This window comes from Maribacter huludaoensis, from assembly GCF_029350945.1.
GTDB classification, from domain to species: Bacteria; Bacteroidota; Bacteroidia; order Flavobacteriales; family Flavobacteriaceae; genus Maribacter; species Maribacter huludaoensis.
The window spans coordinates 701,376-721,763 of the sequence record NZ_JARKMS010000002.1 but is presented as its reverse complement, the minus strand read 5'-3'; the positions used below and the strand labels follow the sequence as shown (position 1 = coordinate 721,763).

At 34.7% G+C, this 20,388-nt stretch carries 24 protein-coding genes; 9 read left to right on the top strand and 15 right to left on the bottom strand.

The features are described 5' to 3' along the window. Window positions 1–17: 17 nt before the first annotated feature. From PXC01_RS08270 to uxaC, 4 genes are read right to left on the bottom strand one after another with little or no spacing between them, the layout of a single operon-like run. Window positions 18–1,313, bottom strand: coding sequence for a TRAP transporter large permease (locus PXC01_RS08270; protein ID WP_276472129.1), 1,296 nt, complete (start codon window positions 1,311–1,313; stop codon window positions 18–20). Beyond that, the gene (locus tag PXC01_RS08265) at window positions 1,313–1,771 is read right to left on the bottom strand and encodes a TRAP transporter small permease (RefSeq protein WP_276471810.1); all 459 of its coding nucleotides are present in this window, start codon (window positions 1,769–1,771) and stop codon (window positions 1,313–1,315) included. Before PXC01_RS08265 ends, PXC01_RS08270 begins: the two co-directional genes overlap by 1 nt. 6 nt (window positions 1,772–1,777) lie before the next feature. Then, entirely contained in the window at window positions 1,778–2,755 is a 978-nt protein-coding gene (locus PXC01_RS08260; protein ID WP_276471809.1) for a TRAP transporter substrate-binding protein, read from the bottom strand. A gap of 41 nt (window positions 2,756–2,796) precedes the next feature. Further along, the gene (uxaC, locus tag PXC01_RS08255) at window positions 2,797–4,215 is read right to left on the bottom strand and encodes a glucuronate isomerase (protein ID WP_276471808.1); all 1,419 of its coding nucleotides are present in this window, start codon (window positions 4,213–4,215) and stop codon (window positions 2,797–2,799) included. A gap of 529 nt (window positions 4,216–4,744) precedes the next feature. Here uxaC and PXC01_RS08250 point away from each other — a divergent pair. Continuing rightward, window positions 4,745–4,966, top strand: a complete 222-nt coding sequence (locus PXC01_RS08250; protein WP_036157855.1) for a hypothetical protein — start codon at window positions 4,745–4,747, stop codon at window positions 4,964–4,966. 132 nt (window positions 4,967–5,098) lie between these two features. Here PXC01_RS08250 and PXC01_RS08245 read toward each other — a convergent pair whose 3' ends face one another. The 5 genes from PXC01_RS08245 to PXC01_RS08225 are packed head-to-tail and all read right to left on the bottom strand — an operon-like array spanning window position 5,099 to window position 8,689. After that, a complete protein-coding gene (locus tag PXC01_RS08245) occupies window positions 5,099–5,374 on the bottom strand; it encodes an ATP-dependent Clp protease adaptor ClpS (protein WP_276472128.1) in 276 nt (91 codons plus the stop codon). A gap of 20 nt (window positions 5,375–5,394) precedes the next feature. After that, the gene (prmA, locus tag PXC01_RS08240) at window positions 5,395–6,231 is read right to left on the bottom strand and encodes a 50S ribosomal protein L11 methyltransferase (protein WP_276471807.1); all 837 of its coding nucleotides are present in this window, start codon (window positions 6,229–6,231) and stop codon (window positions 5,395–5,397) included. Window positions 6,232–6,245: 14 nt separating this feature from the next. Continuing rightward, window positions 6,246–6,995 carry a triose-phosphate isomerase gene (gene tpiA, locus PXC01_RS08235; protein WP_276471806.1) on the bottom strand — a complete coding sequence of 250 codons (750 nt, stop codon included), beginning with the start codon at window positions 6,993–6,995 and terminating at the stop codon, window positions 6,246–6,248. A 40-nt stretch (window positions 6,996–7,035) separates the two neighbouring features. Beyond that, window positions 7,036–8,133 (bottom strand): BT_3928 family protein, encoded by a 1,098-nt coding sequence (locus PXC01_RS08230; protein WP_276471805.1) that lies wholly within the window; start codon window positions 8,131–8,133, stop codon window positions 7,036–7,038. A 7-nt stretch (window positions 8,134–8,140) separates the two neighbouring features. Next, a complete protein-coding gene (locus PXC01_RS08225; protein WP_276471804.1) occupies window positions 8,141–8,689 on the bottom strand; it encodes a DUF1599 domain-containing protein in 549 nt (182 codons plus the stop codon). Between the two features lie 103 nt (window positions 8,690–8,792). On the opposite strand from PXC01_RS08225, the gene folP reads away from it, so the two are divergent. The 3 genes from folP to PXC01_RS08210 are packed head-to-tail and all read left to right on the top strand — an operon-like array spanning window position 8,793 to window position 11,248. Then, complete coding sequence (gene folP / locus PXC01_RS08220) at window positions 8,793–9,623, top strand: dihydropteroate synthase (protein WP_276472127.1); 831 nt, start codon at window positions 8,793–8,795, stop codon at window positions 9,621–9,623. A 48-nt stretch (window positions 9,624–9,671) separates the two neighbouring features. After that, window positions 9,672–10,457 carry a diadenylate cyclase gene (locus tag PXC01_RS08215; protein WP_276471803.1) on the top strand — a complete coding sequence of 262 codons (786 nt, stop codon included), beginning with the start codon at window positions 9,672–9,674 and terminating at the stop codon, window positions 10,455–10,457. Beyond that, the gene (locus tag PXC01_RS08210) at window positions 10,457–11,248 is read left to right on the top strand and encodes a DUF3667 domain-containing protein (protein WP_276471802.1); all 792 of its coding nucleotides are present in this window, start codon (window positions 10,457–10,459) and stop codon (window positions 11,246–11,248) included. Before PXC01_RS08215 ends, PXC01_RS08210 begins: the two co-directional genes overlap by 1 nt. An 8-nt stretch (window positions 11,249–11,256) precedes the next feature. On the opposite strand, the gene PXC01_RS08205 is transcribed toward PXC01_RS08210, so the two are convergent. Both PXC01_RS08205 and truA read right to left on the bottom strand, forming a co-directional pair. Next, a complete protein-coding gene (locus PXC01_RS08205) occupies window positions 11,257–13,023 on the bottom strand; it encodes an ABC transporter ATP-binding protein (protein WP_276471801.1) in 1,767 nt (588 codons plus the stop codon). Beyond that, on the bottom strand, window positions 13,016–13,765 hold the full coding sequence (gene truA / locus PXC01_RS08200; protein ID WP_276471800.1) for a tRNA pseudouridine(38-40) synthase TruA: 750 nt from the start codon (window positions 13,763–13,765) through the stop codon (window positions 13,016–13,018). Before truA ends, PXC01_RS08205 begins: the two co-directional genes overlap by 8 nt. A gap of 156 nt (window positions 13,766–13,921) precedes the next feature. On the opposite strand from truA, the gene PXC01_RS08195 reads away from it, so the two are divergent. Then, complete coding sequence (locus tag PXC01_RS08195; RefSeq protein ID WP_276471799.1) at window positions 13,922–14,416, top strand: metallophosphoesterase family protein; 495 nt, start codon at window positions 13,922–13,924, stop codon at window positions 14,414–14,416. Between the two features lie 43 nt (window positions 14,417–14,459). On the opposite strand, the gene PXC01_RS08190 is transcribed toward PXC01_RS08195, so the two are convergent. The 3 genes from PXC01_RS08190 to PXC01_RS08180 form a co-directional block, all read right to left on the bottom strand. Next, window positions 14,460–15,320 (bottom strand): hypothetical protein, encoded by an 861-nt coding sequence (locus PXC01_RS08190; RefSeq protein WP_276471798.1) that lies wholly within the window; start codon window positions 15,318–15,320, stop codon window positions 14,460–14,462. Window positions 15,321–15,427: 107 nt separating this feature from the next. Then, a complete protein-coding gene (locus tag PXC01_RS08185; RefSeq protein WP_276471797.1) occupies window positions 15,428–15,913 on the bottom strand; it encodes a hypothetical protein in 486 nt (161 codons plus the stop codon). A 262-nt stretch (window positions 15,914–16,175) separates the two neighbouring features. Then, entirely contained in the window at window positions 16,176–16,586 is a 411-nt protein-coding gene (locus tag PXC01_RS08180) for a DUF4293 domain-containing protein (RefSeq protein WP_276471796.1), read from the bottom strand. 197 nt (window positions 16,587–16,783) lie between these two features. Between PXC01_RS08180 and rho the strand changes: the two genes are divergently transcribed. The 4 genes from rho to PXC01_RS08160 all read left to right on the top strand — a co-directional run bounded on the left by rho (window position 16,784) and on the right by PXC01_RS08160 (window position 19,991). Further along, window positions 16,784–18,424 carry a transcription termination factor Rho gene (gene rho / locus PXC01_RS08175; protein WP_276471795.1) on the top strand — a complete coding sequence of 547 codons (1,641 nt, stop codon included), beginning with the start codon at window positions 16,784–16,786 and terminating at the stop codon, window positions 18,422–18,424. Window positions 18,425–18,615: 191 nt separating this feature from the next. Next, window positions 18,616–19,119 carry a hypothetical protein gene (locus PXC01_RS08170; RefSeq protein ID WP_276471794.1) on the top strand — a complete coding sequence of 168 codons (504 nt, stop codon included), beginning with the start codon at window positions 18,616–18,618 and terminating at the stop codon, window positions 19,117–19,119. 14 nt (window positions 19,120–19,133) lie between these two features. Continuing rightward, window positions 19,134–19,298, top strand: coding sequence for a hypothetical protein (locus PXC01_RS08165; RefSeq protein ID WP_276471793.1), 165 nt, complete (start codon window positions 19,134–19,136; stop codon window positions 19,296–19,298). 12 nt (window positions 19,299–19,310) lie between these two features. Beyond that, window positions 19,311–19,991, top strand: a complete 681-nt coding sequence (locus PXC01_RS08160) for a hypothetical protein (protein ID WP_276471792.1) — start codon at window positions 19,311–19,313, stop codon at window positions 19,989–19,991. Between the two features lie 100 nt (window positions 19,992–20,091). On the opposite strand, the gene rpsT is transcribed toward PXC01_RS08160, so the two are convergent. After that, complete coding sequence (gene rpsT / locus PXC01_RS08155) at window positions 20,092–20,343, bottom strand: 30S ribosomal protein S20 (RefSeq protein WP_036152561.1); 252 nt, start codon at window positions 20,341–20,343, stop codon at window positions 20,092–20,094. Window positions 20,344–20,388 lie beyond the last annotated feature (45 nt).

Below are 20,388 nucleotides of genomic sequence, written 5' to 3'. Positions count from 1 at the left end.
ATGCGACCCACATAATTCTACAAATTGAACAAGCTTGGCAACCATAAGCTTAATTGTGGAATATAAGTGACCAAGAAAAGGGCAACTATCATTGCTATAAACAGCGGCAATAATGGTTTAAACACCTTTTCAATAGTAGTTTTGGCCACACCTACCCCAACAAACAAAACAGAACCTACGGGCGGTGTACATAACCCGATACATAGATTGAGCACCATGATAATTCCAAAATGCACCGGGTCCAGTCCCAATTTAGTTACAACGGGTAAAAAAATTGGCGTAAAGATCAAAACAGCCGGGGTCATGTCCATAAAAATACCCACGAACAATAATAGTAAGTTGATAATTAAAAGAATAACAATTTTATTATCACTTAAACTTAAAAGTCCTGTACTAATATCTTGCGGAATATTTTCATAGGACAATGCCCATGACATGCACATTGATGATCCGATTAACAACATAACAATTGCCGTGGTAGCTGAAGAATCCAGTAAAATTTGAGGTAATTTAGGTAGGGATATTTCTTTGTAAATAAAACCTAACACCAAGCTATACAAAACTGCAATGGCCGAAGCTTCTGTTGCCGTAAAAATACCGGTAACTATACCACCAATTACCACTACCAGCATAAATAGACTGGGTAAAGCGTCTATAAATGTTTTCCCAACTTCTTTTAAACTACTTCGTTTACCTACTTTGTACTTCTTCTTTTTTGCCCAAAAAGCGGCTACGATCATTAAAAATAGACCGGTCATAATACCAGGAACGTATCCTGCTAAAAATAGCGCGGCAATAGACGCACCGCCACTTGCCAATGAATAAACGATTAAAACGTTACTAGGTGGTATAATTAAACCTGTAGTTGCAGAAGTGATATTTACCGCTGCACCAAATTCCTTGGAGTACCCTTCCTTTTCCATCTCCGGTCCCAAAATGCTGCCCATTGCGGATGCCGATGCCATTGCAGACCCGGCAATGGCCCCCATTAACATTGCGGCAATAACATTTATTAATGCCAAACCACCAGGAAAAGAACCTACCAAAGTTTTGGCAAATGCAATGAGCCTATGAGCTATACCACCCTTATTCATAAGCTCACCAGACAATACGAAGAATGGAATTGCCAACAAGGCAAAACTGTCCAGACCAGTTGCCATACGTTGAGATACAGTAGTAAATGCCGGCATGGCAGGTATACTCACCAACATGGTCAATAAAGATGAAATTGCTATACTCCAAGCTACAGGCGTCCCTATTGACAGTAAGCATATGAAACTTAATACTAAAACGATAATTGGTAAATGCTCCATCATGAGTTCATTTGTTTTAAGTCGAAAATTTTGTAATACATAATCAACAGGCCACTTATGGGAATAATTAGGTAAACAATTGCCAAAGGCAATTGTAATGCTGGTGATTGTTGCCCTAATACATAGGAAATATAAACCAACCTTGAACCACCGATCACAAAAGCGAAAAAAACAAATAGTATGATCAAAAAGGTGACGATTGTTTTTAACTTTTTTTGTGTTTGTTTACTTTGCCTAAGAGGTAAAATATCTATGGCTACGTGCAAATTTTTACCAGAAACATATGCTGCGCCCAATACACCTATCCAAATCATTAAAAAGCGCGCTAATTCATCTGTAAATGAACTAGGGTTACCGGTGACATATCTTGTAAAAACTTGCCAGAGCACATTGATGACCATGATGGACATGATAAGTACCAACGTCTTGCCTAAAACGGAATCTATTTTATTACGCATAGTAAACTATTTAGTTGCTTGAATTTGTTTTATAAGCGGATATATTTCTTGATCATCTTTATAACTATCGAAAATTCCTGAAACCCTTTCTGCAAAAAGAGATTTATCCGGTCTTATTACCTCTACCCCTGCTTTCTGAACTTCACGCAAAGCCTCTTCCTCAGCTTCTGCCCAAAGGATACGCTGATATTTTACCGATTCTTTTACAGACTCGTTCAACCATTTCTGCTCTTGTTCATTTAATTTATCATAAACATAAGTACCTATCAACAAAACATCCGGTAGCACTGTATGTTCATCTAGAGAATAATATTTGCATACTTCATAATGGCGAGAGAGGTAAAAACTTGGTGGATTATTCTCGGCACCATCAACCACACCTTGCTGAAGCGACGTGTAAAGCTCACCCCATGAAATTGGAGTTGGCGAACCACCTAATGCCTTGACCATATTTACAGCGGTAGCACTTTCCATAACACGTATTTTTTCTCCTACTAAATCTTCTGGTTTTTCTATTGGTTTGTTCATGGTATAAAAGCTACGGCTGCCTGCATCATAATACCCTAAACCTTTTAACCAATATTTTTCACCTTCGTTCAACAACATTTCCCCTATAGGGCCATCAAGTACGTTAAAGGAATGTTGACGGTCTCTAAATAGAAATGGTAAACCAAGGACCTTCATTTTGGGGGCAAAATTTTCTAACACCCCCACAGATACTTTAGTCATATCCAAACTACCTATTTGTAGTAGTTCCAGACATTCTCTTTCCGTGCCCAATTGTTGGCTAGGGTAAATTTCAAGCTTTAGTCTACCTCCCGATCGCTCCAATAAATCTTCTCCCATTTTTACCATTGCCTTGTGTACAGAGTGGCTAACATCTAAGCCATGTCCCAAACGCAATGTTTTTACATCGGTCTGAATTTCACAACCTATAAACGTTATGACCAAAATAAAGAACGATAGTATTTGAACACTTTTCATATAAATAGATTAACAGGATTAGAAAAGACCTACATTTTTAATTAAAACTTGAAATACTCTTTGGCATTATTGTAACTTATATCTTGAATTATCTTACCCACCAAATCAAAATCTTTTGGCAGTTCTCCTCTCTGCATCTCTTGTCCGAAAAGGTTACAGACTATTCTTCTAAAATATTCATGCCGAGGGAACGAGAGAAATGACCTAGAATCGGTCAACATTCCTATAAAACAACTAATTAGACTCATATTTGACAATGCATTCAACTGCCTTGTCATACCATCTTTTTGATCCATAAACCACCAACCGGAACCAAACTGCATTTTACCTTTTACTTTACCATCGTTATAATTACCTATCATAGTGGCCAAAACTTCATTGTCCGATGGATTTAGATTGTATAAAATAGTTTTGGCTAGTTTATCTTTTCTATCCAAAGCATTTAAAAAGCTGGAAAGAGTTCTGGCTTGCGAATAATCACCTATGGAATCCCAACCAGAATCAGGACCTAGAATTTGGGTCATTCTAGCATTGTTGTTTCGTAAAGCTCCTAAATGAAATTGTTGAATCCACCCGCGAGAATGGTATTGCTCACACAGAAATAATAAGATTGAAGTTTGAAATTTCTCATCTTCCTCTAAAGTCAATTGCTTTTTATTCCTTCTCTTTTGAAAAATGTTTTCAATTTCAGCATCCGTAAACGCTCTAAACGGAACGTAACTTAAGCCATGGTCTGACAATGAACATCCATTTTCCTCAAAATAATCTAAACGTAACAAGAGCGCATCACACAAAGATTTATATGAATTAATAGAAACCTTACTTACTGTAGATAACTTTTCTATATAATCTAGATAAGATTCGCTGGAAATTACAATAGCTTTATCGGGCCTAAATGCAGTGCTCACTTTTACATTAAAATGACTGTTCTTAAGTTTTACATGATTATCTAAACTATCAATAGGATCTTCCGTAGTACAGATAACCTCAACATTCATTTTATTAATGAGACTTTGACAACTATACTCAGGTGTTTGAAGTTTTGCTGTTGCATCATCATAAATATTATTTGCAGTGTCTTCATTCAACAGCAGGTCAATATTAAAATAGCGTTTAAGTTCTAAATGTGTCCAATGATATAGCGGGTTCCTTAGGGTATATGGTACAGTCTTGCCCCATTGTAAAAATTTCTCCCTATCTGTAGCATTACCTGTAATAAACTTTTCATCTATACCAAAAGTTCTCATGGCCCGCCATTTATAATGATCGCCATCATTCCATATTTTTGTAAGGTTCTTAAACTGTCTATTCCTCGCAATTTCAGCTGGCGGCAAGTGACAATGGTAATCTATGATAGGCATTTGTGATGCGTAGTCATGAAATAACCTTTGCGAGTATTGATTTTCCAAAAGAAAATCATGGGTAATAAACGTATTATTATTTGCTATAGAATTACTCATTGTTCTTCATTTATTGATTGTCATTTAAATGGTTTACCATCAAAAATGATGTTATGAACATTCCAATCTATAAAACCTGAATACATAATACACATTGTAAAATATAGCGTTAAAACTTTCGTACTATTTATAGTTTAAGAAGTCACGACAATTTTACTATCTCATAAAACAGATTAAAATTTTAATGCAATCGATTACACAAATATATCCTATTTTATATATTTAGCAAGTAAATCAATCAGAAAATGTGATAATACCTAACTTTATTATTAGAAATTGTACGATTCACAAAAATACACCTTGAGCTAATGAAATAGCTACAATTATTAAGCCCATTCATGGCAACAAATTGAAATGAGCTAGAAAAATATCCCCAAAATTCTATTAACAACACAAAAAAGAGGTCAAAACATACTTATTTCGTTAAATTGTTCATAAATACTATTATCTAATAGTTCTATAACTATATACAATTGACAAAGAATTGCGTAATTTGAATATTATGTTAACTTTGAAAAAAAAGAAGCAAATGGAGTTACTTGAAAAAGCTCAGGAATTTATAGGTCGAAAAATGAGTAATATGTCTACTAGTGACCGAGTAGAGGCGTCAAGAGAGGCAAAAGCACTTATTTTAAGCATTAACGAAATATACAAGGAAACTAAAGATTCTAACTTGATGGATGTAATGAAAGAAGTTACAGTCAAAAAGAAGAAGATTGAAAAAAGATTGAACGGAGTACCCTTAGTATAAGTTTTATAGATTTACAGACTTATTTAAATTCTCTATAGAGATTTAAAAATAAAAAATCCCTTGATTTGATCAAGGGATTTTTTATTATTGAAAACTTAAAATAAACAACATTCCAAGTTTTACGTGTTTTCATTAAACGATTTCTGCACTTAGCCCAGCCTGTAATAATTTAGAACATTTTGGTTTTAACTCTTCATACTCCCCTGTTTTTACCGTACACTTTCCATTATAATGTACGATCAAGGAACACTGTTCTGCTTGTTCCGGAGAATGTTCACATACAGACATAAGTGTGTTTATAACATGGTCAAATGTATTGACTTCATCATTAAAAAGAACGATTTCATTCTGCTGAACCGTTTCTTCTTCTAAAAGTAATTCTTCGGAAATTTCTTCTCTTGTACTCATCATATTCCAATTAATACCTTCTAATTTACATATTTTGCCGCAACCCAATTATTGCGTTCAAGGTTTTTTTCAAATTTTAACGCTAAATCTGTGCATTTTTGTGAAATCATTTTTAAATCTTCTGTATAAAAACCACTTAACAATAAAACACCCCCTGAATTTAAGGATTTCGCATAACTAGGCAAATCCGCTAACAGAATGTTCCTGTTAATGTTTGCAATGATCAAATCATACTTCCTACCTTCAAGCAATGTAACATCTCCTTCGTATACAGAAATGAAATCCATTTTATTACGCGCAACATTCTCTTTAGCATTCAAATAACACCAATTATCAATGTCAATGGCATCAATGTCAGTTGCGCCCCGCATAGCTGCTAAAATTGCTAAAACACCCGTACCACTGCCCATATCTAAAACAGTTTTATTCTTCACATCTAACTGTAGGATATGTTGCAACATCATATGTGTAGTTTCATGATGACCAGTACCAAAACTCATTTTAGGTTCAATGACAATATCATACTTCACATCAATAGCCTCATGAAAAGGAGCTCTTATCATGCAAATATCATCAACAATTATAGGTTGAAAATTTTGCTCCCAAGTAGCGTTCCAGTTCTCTTGTTCTATTTCCTTGTAGTCATATGTAAATTTATATCTGGAATTCTGTAAAATAGGAAGATCTTTTAATATACCTACAGACCATTCAGTTTTTTGAATATATGCCAAAACATCATCTTCCTCTTCTATAAAACTTTCAAAACCGACTTCGCCCAATTCTGCAATAAGAAGGTCTGAAGCCGGATCTTTAGGTTCTACCGTAAAACGGTATTCAATATATGTGTTATCGCTCATTTATAAATACTAGCTTAAATAGCTTTAATGATAGCAATAAAATCGTCCGCAACTAAAGAAGCGCCACCGATCAAACCACCATCTACGTCTGGTTTAGAAAAGATTTCTTCGGCATTGCCCGGCTTAACACTACCACCATAAAGAATGGTTACGTTATTGGCAATAGTAGCATTAAATGCTTCTGAAATGGTTTTACGAATAAAGGCATGCATTTCTTGAGCCTGCTCAGGAGAAGCCGTTTCACCTGTACCAATTGCCCATACCGGCTCATATGCCAAAACAATTTTAGACCACGCAGATGGCTCCAAATCAAAAAGAACATTCTTTAACTGACTCTCCACCAATTTAAAATGATTACCAGATTTACGATCTTCTAATTCTTCACCAAAGCAAAACATAACACGTATACCTTTACCTAAAGCAGTTGCAACTTTCTTTGAAAGAATATCATCGTCTTCCCCAAAATAAGCTCTTCTTTCTGAGTGTCCTATAATAGCAGTATCAATACCAATGTTCAATAACATATCTGCAGAGATTTCACCTGTATACGCCCCACTCTCGGCATAATGCATATTCTGTGCTATAACCTCTATCTTAGAACTTTCTAATGCATGAACTGCGGAAGATAAATTCACAAATGTTGGTGCTACCATAACTTCTGCATCGGTATCCGGCAATTTTGCAGACAACTCCGCTAAAAGTGTTTCGGTCTCGGCTAAATTCTTATTCATTTTCCAGTTACCTGCTACTATTTTTGCTCTCATGTTGTTTTTGTTTCTAATTATATTGTTTTCGTTTCAAATTTTAATTGAAAATCAAATCTTCTAAATCGTTATAATGTACTTTCTGTTTTATAGTACCTTTTTCTAAGACCAATACACCAGGATTTGATCTTACTATGGTCTTCAATGTAGTTTCATCGGTAAAGTAGAATTCAAAATCTAAATTATATTCTTTTATCAACGCATTTGTTTGATCAGGACCCGATGCCGACATACCAATTACTTTATAACCCGCTTTTATTGCCTTATCTGCCACTACCTTAATAGTATTGAACTCTTCTAAATTTGATTTTCTTAAATCATACGCAATCACCATTACCAGTTTGGGTTCTTGTAGTAAAGAAGCTGCAAAATCTTCACCCTCTTGTTCTATGGTGAAATCATGGACAGGTGGCTCATATCCTGCCTGAATCTCTTCTGTTTCCACATCTATAAACTCACCGTTTACCGAAGGGTAATCTCCTGTGGTCACATGAATTTCTTCATTACCGTTTACATTGAACTTCCATTTATATTCAAAAATAGCTTTTGGAGCATTCTCCGGTACACTCATACCCTCTTCAATGTTCTTACCAATTTCATAAGGCCTAAAATCTATTACCGGCAAATGGTTCAGCACATAATATACATAACCTATACAGGCAAAAAATGATACCGCTAAGGCTGTCATCAACATTTTTGAATTTACTAAGGGTGTAATAAACTTTCTACCAACATAAATAATCAATATTAGAACCAATAGCACTACATCTTTTGTAAAAGACTCCCAGGGCGTCAACTTTATAGCATCGCCAAAGCAGCCACAATCTGTAACCTTATTGAAATAAGCAGAGTAAAAAGTTAGGAACGTAAAGAATACGATCATCGCAATCAATGTCCATATGGTAATTTTACGTTTATATCCAAGTATTAGCATAACTCCCACCATTACTTCTGCAATCACTACAAGTATAGAAATAGCTAATGCGAACGGAGTTAAAAAAGGCAAATCCAAAACACCTTGACTAAAGTATTCTTCTAACTTAAAAGAAAACCCAACAGGGTCGTTCAGTTTTATAAAGCCGCTTATAATAAAAAGTACACCAACAAAAATTCTAACGACCCCTACTAAATACTTCATTCAATTCTTATTTTTCTGATTCTGAACCTAAATGTATCAATGCAAAAACTGCATAATTGATCATATCTTGATAATTGGCATCTATACCTTCACTTACCAAGGTTTTGCCTTTGTTGTCCTCAATTTGTTTTACACGAAGAAGTTTCTGTAAAATTAAATCTGTAAGTGAACTTACTCTCATATCTCGCCAAGCTTCACCATAGTCGTGATTCTTGTTCAACATCAATTCTTTGGTGACCTTTATATGCTTGTTATACAATTCAACTGCTTTTTCAGTAGTTAGATCCGGTTGATCGGCAACCCCTAATTCTAGCTGAATCAAGGCCATTACAGAATAATTTATGATACCAATAAACTCAGATCGCTCACCTTCGTCAACCTTTCTAACTTCATTTTCTTGAAGACTACGTATGCGTTGTGCTTTTATAAAAATTTGATCCGTTAACGATGGCAATCGTAATATGCGCCATGCACTACCGTAATCTGACATTTTTTTCTGGTACAGATTTAAACAAACCTGAATTACCTCATCGTATTCCTTTGCCGTATCTAGCATGTAATTCTATCTAATTTGTGTAAATTTCGCTTAAAAAATTGTAACCATCAAGATAGATGGTTTAAACTTGGAAAATGCCACAATTTCCTGATAATAATTGATGATGACCATAAATTGCAACGGTAAACTCATATCACTAGACCAGCCCAAGGTAATGGGCATTCTAAACGTTACTCCAGATTCTTTTTTTGACGGAGGAAAATATAAGGACGAATCCAGTATACTGCAACAAGTTGAAAAAATGCTTTTCCAAGGTGCCACCTTTATCGATGTTGGTGCCTACAGTTCAAGACCAGGCGCTTTAGAAGTTGATGAGGCAAAAGAATTAAAAAGAATTACCCCAATAGTTAATTTGATTCTAAAGAATTTTCCAGAAGCAGTACTTTCTATTGACACTTTTAGAAGTAATGTTGCCAAAGCATGTATAGAAAGAGGAGCTGCAATAATAAACGATATTTCTGCGGGAGTACAGGATAAAAACATGCTAAGCACAATTGCAGAATTGAAGGTACCCTACATTATGATGCATATGCGCGGAACTCCACAAAATATGCAGCAAAAAACCGGTTACGAAGATATTTTAAAAGAAATACTTTTCTTTTTTTCAGAAAGATTGGGAGCAGCTAAAGCTTTGGGTATTACGGATATGATCATTGATCCAGGTTTCGGATTTGCAAAAAATTTAAAACAGAACTATGAGCTTTTAAATCACATGGAAGTTTTAAATGTGATCGAACATCCACTACTAGCAGGTATCAGTAGAAAATCAATGATATACAAAACTTTGAATACTACTGCTGAGCATGCATTGAATGGAACAACAGCGTTACATATGGTATGCTTGCAAAAGGGAGCAAAAATATTACGCGTACACGATGTTAAAGAAGCTGTGGAATGTATAAAACTCTTTGAACAATTAAATGCTCAGGGTTAAATTGATTTCTTGTTATCTAATTTCTTAATTTTACTAAAACGGTACCGATTGGATTTTTTAAATTTTATTGACTTTAAGATTACGGATGTTCTGGACATCATTTTTGTTGCCGTACTTCTTTACTACATCTACAAGCTTGTTAGAGGGTCTGTTGCCATCAATATTTTTATTGGGATTGTTATAGTTTGGGCTTTTTGGAAATTGACCGAATTATTGGACATGCAAATGATCAGCAGTATGGTAGGGGCTTTTATGCAAGTAGGTCTTATTGCATTGATCATTGTTTTTCAACAAGAGATCAGAAAATTTCTCTTAATGATCGGCTCTACCAATTTTGCGAACAAAAGAAACTTTGTAAAGCATTTTAAGTTTTTAAAGCAAGAAGGTTTATCTACTGACACCGATGTTGATGCCATACTTAAAGCCTGTGAAAAAATGGCAAGTAGTAAAACCGGAGCTATTTTGGTTATTGAACGAAACAACTCACTTGATTTTATAAAAAGTACGGGAGACCCTATGAATATTGAAATTAACCAACCTATTTTAGAAAGTATCTTTTACAAAAACAGTACACTTCATGATGGAGCAGCCGTTATTGTTGGTAATTATATAGTTGCTACAAGGGTAATTTTACCAGTATCTAACGAACGTAATATTCCGTTACGTTTTGGCTTACGACATAGAGCTGCCGTAGGTATTAGCGAAAAGACCGATGCAATAAGTATTGTTGTCAGTGAAGAAACAGGACTGATTTCTTACATTAAAAATGGAGAATTTGTGCTGTATGACTCCATAACGCAATTAGGCAATATGATCAAACAAGATTTGGTGTAATGAATTGTAAGAACTGCCAAAGCAACTTAAGAACAGATTTTACTTATTGTCCTGATTGTGGTGCTAAGGTAATTCGAAATAGACTTACGGTGAAGAATCTTATTAATGATGCCACAGAACGTTTTTTCAATGTTGACAATACTTTTTTAAAAACCTTCAAGCATCTTTTTACAAAACCTGATAAAGTTATCGGAGGCTATATTAATGGTGTAAGAAAGAAATACCTAAACCCAATAAGCTATTTTACGATAGCCCTTACTTTTGGGGGATTATTTGTTTATGTGTACACTGAGTTTTTTCCTGAAGCCTTAGATTTTGATTTTAGATATGAAAATTCTTCATCCTTAACTGAAGCGGAAAAATTTGGACAAGATTTTCAAAAGAAATGGAATACGTATTTATTCAAATATCAAAGTCTCTTTTACATGGCCATGCTACCATTTTTGGCTTTGATTTCAAGACTCGTATTTATCAATAAAAAACAATTCAACCTTAGTGAACATTTTATAATAAACATCTATGCTTACTCACATTTGTCCATAATTATCAATATTATTTATATGTTAATTTTGTGGAATTCTAAATTACTCTACTACGTTTCCATGTTCAATTTAGTATTCCAAATTGGATACTTCACCCGGGTATTTTACAAACTTTATAATTTGACCATAAAGCAGACCATATTAAAACTTTTACTCTTTCTTGTTTTATTTGCTGCAATATGTACTTTGATGATGATAATAATTGGGGTTGTTTACATAGCCCTTTTCACAGATACTTTTAAAAAATAGCACCATAATTAAGCAACTTCCTCAGCTAAGAACTGGGCTTCATAAAGATTACTGTAGTATCCTCCCTTTTTTAGTAACTGTTTGTGCGTACCGGTTTCCACGATATTACCCGCATCCATTACAATAATTTTGTCGGCTTTTTTAATAGTTGCCAATCTGTGGGCAATAACTATAGAGGTTCTTCCCTGAGTTATTTTATCAGTTGCCAATTGTATCAATTGTTCTGAATAGGTATCTACTGATGATGTAGCTTCGTCTAAAATTAAAATACTAGGGTTGCTAACATAGGCTCTTAAAAAAGCAATTAATTGTCGTTGACCGCTAGAAAGCATGGTACCTCTTTCTTTTACATTATAATGATAACCACCTGGCAGACTAGAAATAAACTCATCTACACCTATAGCCTTGGCCGCATTCTCTATATTTTCAACTGTGATACTTGGATCTTTTAAAGAAATATTATTGGCGATAGTATCGGCAAACAAAAAGACATCTTGCAGTACTACGGCAATATGAGAACGCAGAGATGCTAGATCGTAATCTTTAATATCTACCCCATCAACTAATATAGACCCGCTGTTAATTTCATAAAATCTATTTAATAGATTAATAATGGTACTTTTTCCGGCACCTGTAGCGCCAACTATAGCAACGGTCTCCCCCGCTTTTACATCAAAAGAAATACCGTGTAAGACCTCTTCATTTTCTAAATATCCAAAATGAACATCATCAAATTTAATATCGCCATTGACAATTTGTTTTTGATAAGAACCTACATCTTGAATGTGGCTATCGGTATCTAAAATTTTAAATACCCTATTGGCGGCAACCATCCCCATTTGTAACGTGTTGAATTTATCTGCTATTTGACGAAGTGGCCTAAACAACAAGTCTATCAACATAATGAAGGCAAATACAGTACCTGCTATATCCGTAGAAATATTAGCTACATTTTGCAATCCGCCGTACCATACAATCAATCCTACGGTAATAGAGGAAACAATTTCAGCGATTGGGAAGAAAATAGAATTATACCATACTGTTTTCAACCATGCTTTTTTATGCTTTTCATTGATTTCCCTAAACTTGTCACTCTCAATTTTTTCACGGGTAAACAGCTGCACTATCTTCATACCCGTTATACGCTCTTGAACAAATGAATTAAGATTGGAGACCTCTGCCCTAACCTCCGTAAAAGCAACTTTCATGGCTTTTTGAAACCATCTTGTAGCATATACGATAACGGGCAACAAGGCAAAGACTATTAACGAGAGTTTCCAATTAATAAAAAGCATTACTATGGCAGCAACGACCATTTTCAACAAATCTGCAACAATAACAAAAAATCCTTGACTAAAAATCTCTCCGATCCGTTGCATATCGGCCACCGCTCTGGTCACCAATACGCCCAATGATGAATTATCAAAATAGGTCATCTTGAAGGAAAGCATCTTTTTGAACAGGTTGATGCGAACATCTCTAATCACGGATTCTCCAAGCCAGTTGGCATAGTAGTTAAATGCCAATTGACAAATTACTTGCCCCAATAAAACTACCAACATAGCAATAGTTAAGTAAAGCAACATCTCATCATTGTTGCCCTTAATAGCGGTATCTATAATTTCTTTTACGATCAAAGGCGTAAGAATGGCAAAACCGGATAATAGAATTGCGGCCAAAGCAACGCCATAGAAAGTAATTTTATACGGTTTTGTGTAGGCGAGTAGGCGTTTAAAAAGACGTGTGTCAAATGCTTTGCCAGAATCCTTATCCATTCTTTAAAATAGTATTGGGGTAAACAATAGAGGTCAAATATAGTCCTTTTGCAGGAACAGAAACACCTGCTTTTGTTCTATCCTTGCTTTTTAATATGGTATTAACATAGTCTGCCGGGTATTTACCCAAACCCACATTAATTAAGGTGCCAACTATAGCTCTGACCATATTTCTTAGAAACCTATCCGCAGTGATCGTAAAAATAAGTTTGTCATTTTCTAGTTGCCAATGTGCTTCTCTTAAATCGCAAATATTGGTAAAAACATCTGTATTGGATTTTGAAAAACATTCAAAATCTTTTTTACCCAACAACAATTCTGCCGCAGTATTCATTTGTTCAATATCCAGCTCTTTTTTTACATAATGGGCAAGTTCTGTAGCAAAAGGATTTTTCTTTTTATCAATATGGTATTCATAAGTTCTAGCAGTAGCATGGAAACGGGCATGGGCATCTTCTTTTGTTTCAAATATGCTATTTACCGCAATATCATTCGGCAAGAAAGAATTTAGTCTAAAAACGTATTCTTCAATATTATCAATAGCATCAACATCAAAATGGGCATACATTTCTTTAGCGTGAACACCGGTATCTGTACGACCGGCACCCATAAGTGAAACCTTAGAATTTAAAAGTTTAGACATACCGTTTTCTAGCACTTCTTGTACCGTAATGGCATTTGGTTGGTACTGCCAGCCATGATAAGCTTTACCGAAGTATGAAAATTGAATGAAGAATCTCAAAAGGATGTACTAGTTTTGTATCTCACAAAGGTATTAAAAAGGATACGTTTTAACATTGAATGGATTAAGCTGTAATTCTAAACATTAGAATTACCATTTTAAATACTTAAGCAACCATTAAATTCAATCTTCTTATCCGCATAACCAAAACTAAAAATGACCAAAATCCTATTACTTTCCGATACACATTCACATATAGACGATGCTATATTAAAGCACGTGAAATGGGCAGATGAAGTATGGCATGCCGGCGATATTGGTTCGTTAAAAGTTACTGATGCCATTGCAAAATTAAAACCCTTGAAAGGTGTTTACGGTAATATTGACGATCACATCATTCAAAAAGAATTCCCAGAAAACAATAGATTTTTCTGTGAAGGTGTAGATGTACTAATTACCCATATTGGTGGTTACCCTCCTAAATATAACATTAGAACAAGAAACATTATAAAAGAGAATCCGCCAAAATTGTTCATTTGCGGACACTCGCACATATTAAAAGTAATGATGGATAAAAAATTAGGCGTTTTACACATGAACCCGGGAGCATGTGGTAAACATGGTTTTCACCAAGTACGTACTATGTTGCGTTTTGTCATAGAAGGAGATAACATCAAAGACCTTGAGGTAATAGAATTGGGCAAAAGATAAAATACAGGATTTTAATGTTTAACCAAACCCTGTATCTCACTAATTAATATTCTAACGAAACGCCCAAAGAAAATGTGCCACCATCATAAATATTCTTTCGCTCAACCAAAAAGCCGGCATAATCGGAATATTGGGCTACCACGTTGAAATGATCGGTAACCTTATACATTGAAGTAACCCCGTAATTGGTAAATGTAGTACCCTCACCAAACAAGAACGAACCACTTTGTACATTATTTTCGGAAGATAACCGCTCTTGAATTTTCAATTTTCCTATTACATATAGTCTATTAAAAAACAAATGCCCCAATTCTACCCCTGCTTGTAATTGGTTACTAAAACCCTCTGTTCTAAAATTTACACTAGAGAAAGCTGAAGCATATGTTTTACCATTATCAAAACCATGAGATGCCGCAAGTGTTGTCCAAACATTAAACTCGCCATCAGAAACCGGAAGATTTATTTCATCAAATTGACCAAAGGCATTGGCATTTTTTGATTGCGCAAAATTACTGCCATCATTGGTGGGTATATCTAAGGCAAGTTGTAACGATAACGGGAAGGTTTTTAAAAGTTTATATTTTACGCCTAATTGAATATTCCCAACTCCGCCAACAGTTTCGGTAGTACTAAAACTATTTAAACGCACCAGGGGCAAATCGAGAATTGCCGTAATCCTATCGGTTATTCCATATTCACCATAAATTAAGAATGCGCTGGTATTAAAAGTACTTCCCTCATTGGCCAATCTTCCTTCTGTAGTATAATAGTTATTAGAAGAGAAATGTGCTGCAGATGCTTGAACATAAAATGCTTTTGCCTCTCTCGTCCATCCACTTTGTGCCTGGGCGTTATAAGTGAATAAGCAACAACATATGACTATGATGCTTTTTAAATTTTTCATAATTCTTTGATTTTAAGTTATAGAGATATAACCTTTATAAAAAGCCTTTGGGAGACATAGAAAAACAGAACCATGTGTCTCTATTCCCAAAGGCTGCAAATAGTTTATTAGTTCAAAGCAACATTACCAAATGGTATGTTTGCAGTAGCACACCAAAGAATAATGTGTGTGTATTTAGCATCTGGTGCAGCATCTAGTTTAATGAACATTTCACCGTTGTCAGCCACGTTACCTATTAACATTAAATCTGGATTTCCGTTTGCCGGATCAGCCGTAAAAACTTCAGAAGTAGACAAAAAGATTCCAACGGTACCAGTTCCTAATTCAGTAGTAAAGTCATCTGCAAAACGAACAAAGTTTGTATCGTCCGCATCAACACCTACTTCAACCAAACCTTGTGTAGGCGTACCGCTTTCAGCAACTAGATTACCGCTTAGGTTAACCATTAAATCACCCACCGGCAATGACGAATCTACCTCTACAGTTTCCGTTTCGGTAACAGTTACCACCTCCCCATCATCATCTGAACAACTGACAAAGAAAGTTGTCATAACACTAGCTAGTAATACAAGAGTAAATTTTCTGTTTTTCATAATTTTAATTTTTAAAATGTTTAGTTTTAAAACAGGTAACCAACGACTATCGTTTGCCTTGCTGTTTCTTGGGTACAAACATAAAATTGGGGTATCACGAAGAATTCAAGAAAAAGTAAACAGTTAATCACATTAGAGAGAAAAGCTGCAATAATTTTGTGATATATAAAGAAGGAGTTATTGCATAAATAAGGAAAAGGGCATAAAAAAACCCGGAAACTACCCCGGGTTTTAACGCACTAATACTACTAAGATTATAGGTTTAACGCAAGCGATCAACAGATTTTACAAGATCTTCATCCTTTTTTATAGCTCTATTTGCTAGAAATAAAAAAATGATAGAAAATACTGGAATCAGCATCCCAATACCCTTCTCAGAGACCGAAGTCTCTCCGGATAAGTTTAGTGATCGATAAACAAAAAATCCTAATAAAATAAGGTTCAATATCATGTTCAGTCTGTTTATAACAAACTGAGATTTTCTATTCTTAAATTGTACTATGGCCCAAACGGCAAGAACAGTACTTGCATAAAAGGCAATAGATATAAGCATTTCATTATTTGCAAATACTTCAACACCATCAATATCTATCCATAGGTTAAAGAAGAACGGTAGAACACCCGTAAGTATTGCTACGACTAACAAATAAATGCTTTGTATTCTTTGAATCATATAATCAATTACCAGTTTACACTGCAAAAATACATGTCTTTTCAAAAAATATAACCCTTTTATTCAAAATAATTTGTAATATTGCTACGTTATCATGCCATAACGCCTACCAGTAAGGAAAACATCTCCTTGAGATTATCCAATTAAAACAGTTACTTCTTACAATACAAACTACATATAATTTATTCTACTACTTAATGTTTGAGATTTCAGATTTAAAATCAAAAAAGCTACCTGAGCTTCAGGAAATTGCTAAGGGACTAAAGGTTCCTAAATTCAAAACCTTAAAAAAACTAGATTTAGTTTATCAAATTTTGGACGTGCAAGCTGCAAATCCGAAAGTTGCCGCAGCTATAGTTCCTGCCGCAACAGAGGAGACCAGCAAACCTGCAGAGGCAAAACCAAAACCGAAGCCAAGGCCTAGACCACGTGTTGTCAAAAATACCAGTACAGAATCTAAGGTACCTGCAAAACCAACTCAAGAAAAAACTACTCCTGAGAAAGTTGCCCCGGTGAAGAAAGAGAATAATACAGAAAGTGTATCTAAGGAACCTGTAGAACAAAAAAGACCTAGACCTAGACCAAAAGCTGCAAACCAGCCTAACAAAAAGAATTCTAACCAGAATAACAATCACAATAAAAAACCTAACCCTAGACCCAGCCACGACAAAAGTAATTTTGACAAGGACTTAAAAAATAGGTACAAGGAACCTGAGTATGAGTTTGACTCCATTATTGCCAGTGAAGGAGTATTGGATATCATGCAAGACGGATATGGTTTTTTACGTTCTTCTGATTATAACTATTTATCATCACCAGATGATATTTACGTTTCTCAATCGCAAATTCGTCTTTTTGGTTTAAAAACTGGCGATACCGTACTGGGCAACGTAAGACCACCAAAAGAAGGTGAAAAGTATTTCCCTCTTATTAAGGTGAATAAAATTAACGGTATAGATCCTCAGATAGTTCGTGATCGTGTATCATTTGAACATTTGACTCCTTTATTCCCACAAGAAAAATTTAATTTGGCAGAACGCCAAAGTACCATATCTACCCGTATTATCGATTTGTTCTCCCCTATCGGTAAAGGACAAAGAGGTATGATCGTATCGCAACCAAAGTCCGGTAAGACAATGCTATTGAAAGATATTGCGAACGGTATTGCCGCAAATCATCCAGAAGTATATCAAATTATCTTATTAATAGATGAAAGACCAGAAGAGGTAACCGACATGCAACGTAACGTACGTGGCGAAGTAGTTGCTTCTACGTTCGACAAAGAACCAACAGAGCATGTACGTGTAGCAAACATTGTTTTAGAAAAAGCGAAGCGTTTGGTAGAATGCGGTCATGACGTAGTAATTCTTTTAGATTCTATTACACGTTTGGCAAGAGCATACAATACGGTACAACCAGCTTCTGGTAAAGTATTGAGTGGTGGTGTTGATGCCAACGCATTACACAAGCCAAAAAGATTCTTTGGTGCCGCACGTAATATAGAAGGCGGCGGATCATTATCTATTATTGCCACGGCATTAACAGAGACAGGATCTAAAATGGATGAAGTTATCTTTGAAGAATTCAAAGGTACAGGTAACATGGAACTTCAATTAGATCGCAAGATTGCAAACAGAAGAATTTTCCCTGCAATTGACCTTACTTCTTCTAGTACACGTAGAGATGACATGTTGTTAGACGAAAACACACTACAACGTATGTGGATAATGCGTAAGTACCTTGCGGATATGAACCCTGTAGAAGCTATGGAGTTTATAGAGCAACGCTTTAAACAAACTAAGAATAACGAAGAGTTCTTGATGACGATGAATCAATAGAACTTTTTCTAATATCATAAAAAATCCCGATTTCTTTAGAAATCGGGATTTTTTCATTTATACACTTTTCTTACTGACATACAATGTTTTACATTGTCTCAAATTTATTTTTAATATCTTTATTGCTCCAACAAAAGAACTCTCCCCAGTCTTTTACTAGTTTTCTAATTAATCATTTTAATTCTCAGAAAATGAAAGGACCACACACACTAATCAGTAAAATTTTATACTCAAGTATGCTTATAGCCTTTATTAACTGCAAGAAAGAAGAGAAAAAGGATATTGAGCAACCACACCCTATAGCTACAGTAAGTGCTCCAGAAGGCATTATTTCTATAAAAGAAGCAAGTACGTTATATAATAATTATACAGAGCATAGAGCTGATATAATTGAACAATATGAACAAAAGGTACGTGCCCCAGAAAAAGAATTTCAAGTAGGTAGATTTGTAGATTTTGATTACCAAACCATAAAAAACTATATAGCCTATGTTGACCAAGAAGCTAAAAATGCAGGTGTAGAAAAAGTAACTAAATTACGCCTGTATTTTGCAAACTACCCTACCAAAAGAAATTTCCCTGACGGTAAACCATTTGTACACCCAAGACAGAACTCTATATTTATAGTTCCCACATTAAATAAAAAGGAGAAGATTACGCCTTTTATATTGGAGAAAATGGAAAAGCAAAATTGATACGTGACTTAACAATGAATCAAATTAACGGCATAGGTAATTACAGACATGATGAAACTGAAAAATCATATGCCAGCATAATACCAACATTCACTTTAAATTCAAGCTTACAAACCAGAGCAACCAGTCTTGCATTAAACCGCGGAAATGGCGGACCACCACCTCGGACAGATTTTTAAAATATGCCCCAAATGATATTGGATTTTTTCAGTAGAAGTTACTTTGTAATTATTTACGGCATTGCATTAATAGCATCTATTAAAACGTATAGAAAGTATTTTGATACCGTTTTTAAATATCTTCCGGTCATAATTACCTATACTTTTTGCAATGAATTATTGGGTTATATGATTAAGTATTTTCCTGATTATACCTTTTTCAACGATTTAAAAGATAGCCAGTATAATGAAATCATCTACAATTTGTATGACCTTGTATTTTTCCCCTATTTCTATTACGCCTATTGGAAACTTTCATCGAATAAAATAAATAGAAATAGAATTTTATGGACGTCAATAATAGCCATGTCTAGCTATATTATAAGTTGTTTTTTTCAAAACCCTATGGACATTACCCTCTTTTATGCATACACCATTGCCTCTTTAACATTACTATATTGCATATTCATTAATTTCAAAGAAAAATACGACGCAGGAGCAAAAATCATCAATCGCTATAATCTCGTATTCTGGATAAATAGTTCGTTGATCATATTTTATTCTACATCGCCCTTTTTATTGATTATAGGATATACCCAATATGATTTGTGGGAATATTATAATTTAAGATTGGCATTAAACATTCTAATTGTATTAATGTACAGTGTGCTAACTATTGGTTTCTTGAACAGCAGCAAACGCTCGTTTAAATAGACCAATAATTAGTTAAGTCATCAACATCTTTGCAGAAACTGTTACAAACAAAAAAAGCCCTCCAAATTGGAAGGCTTTAAAATATTATAATAGCAGAAATTTACAATGCAGCAACGTGCTTTGCCAATTTACTTTTTAAGTTGGCAGCTTTATTATCATGTATAATGTTACGCTTAGCTAAACGATCGATCATACTAACAACACTTGGAAAAAGAGCCTCTGCATCTTTCTTAGATTCTTCTGCACGCAATCTTTTGATAGCATTACGGGTAGTTTTATGCTGATATCTGTTACGTAAACGAACTGCTTCGTTTCTTCTAATTCTCTTTAATGCCGACTTGTGATTTGCCATTTTATTATTTGTTATAATATTTTCGGATTCTCATCCATTCAATTT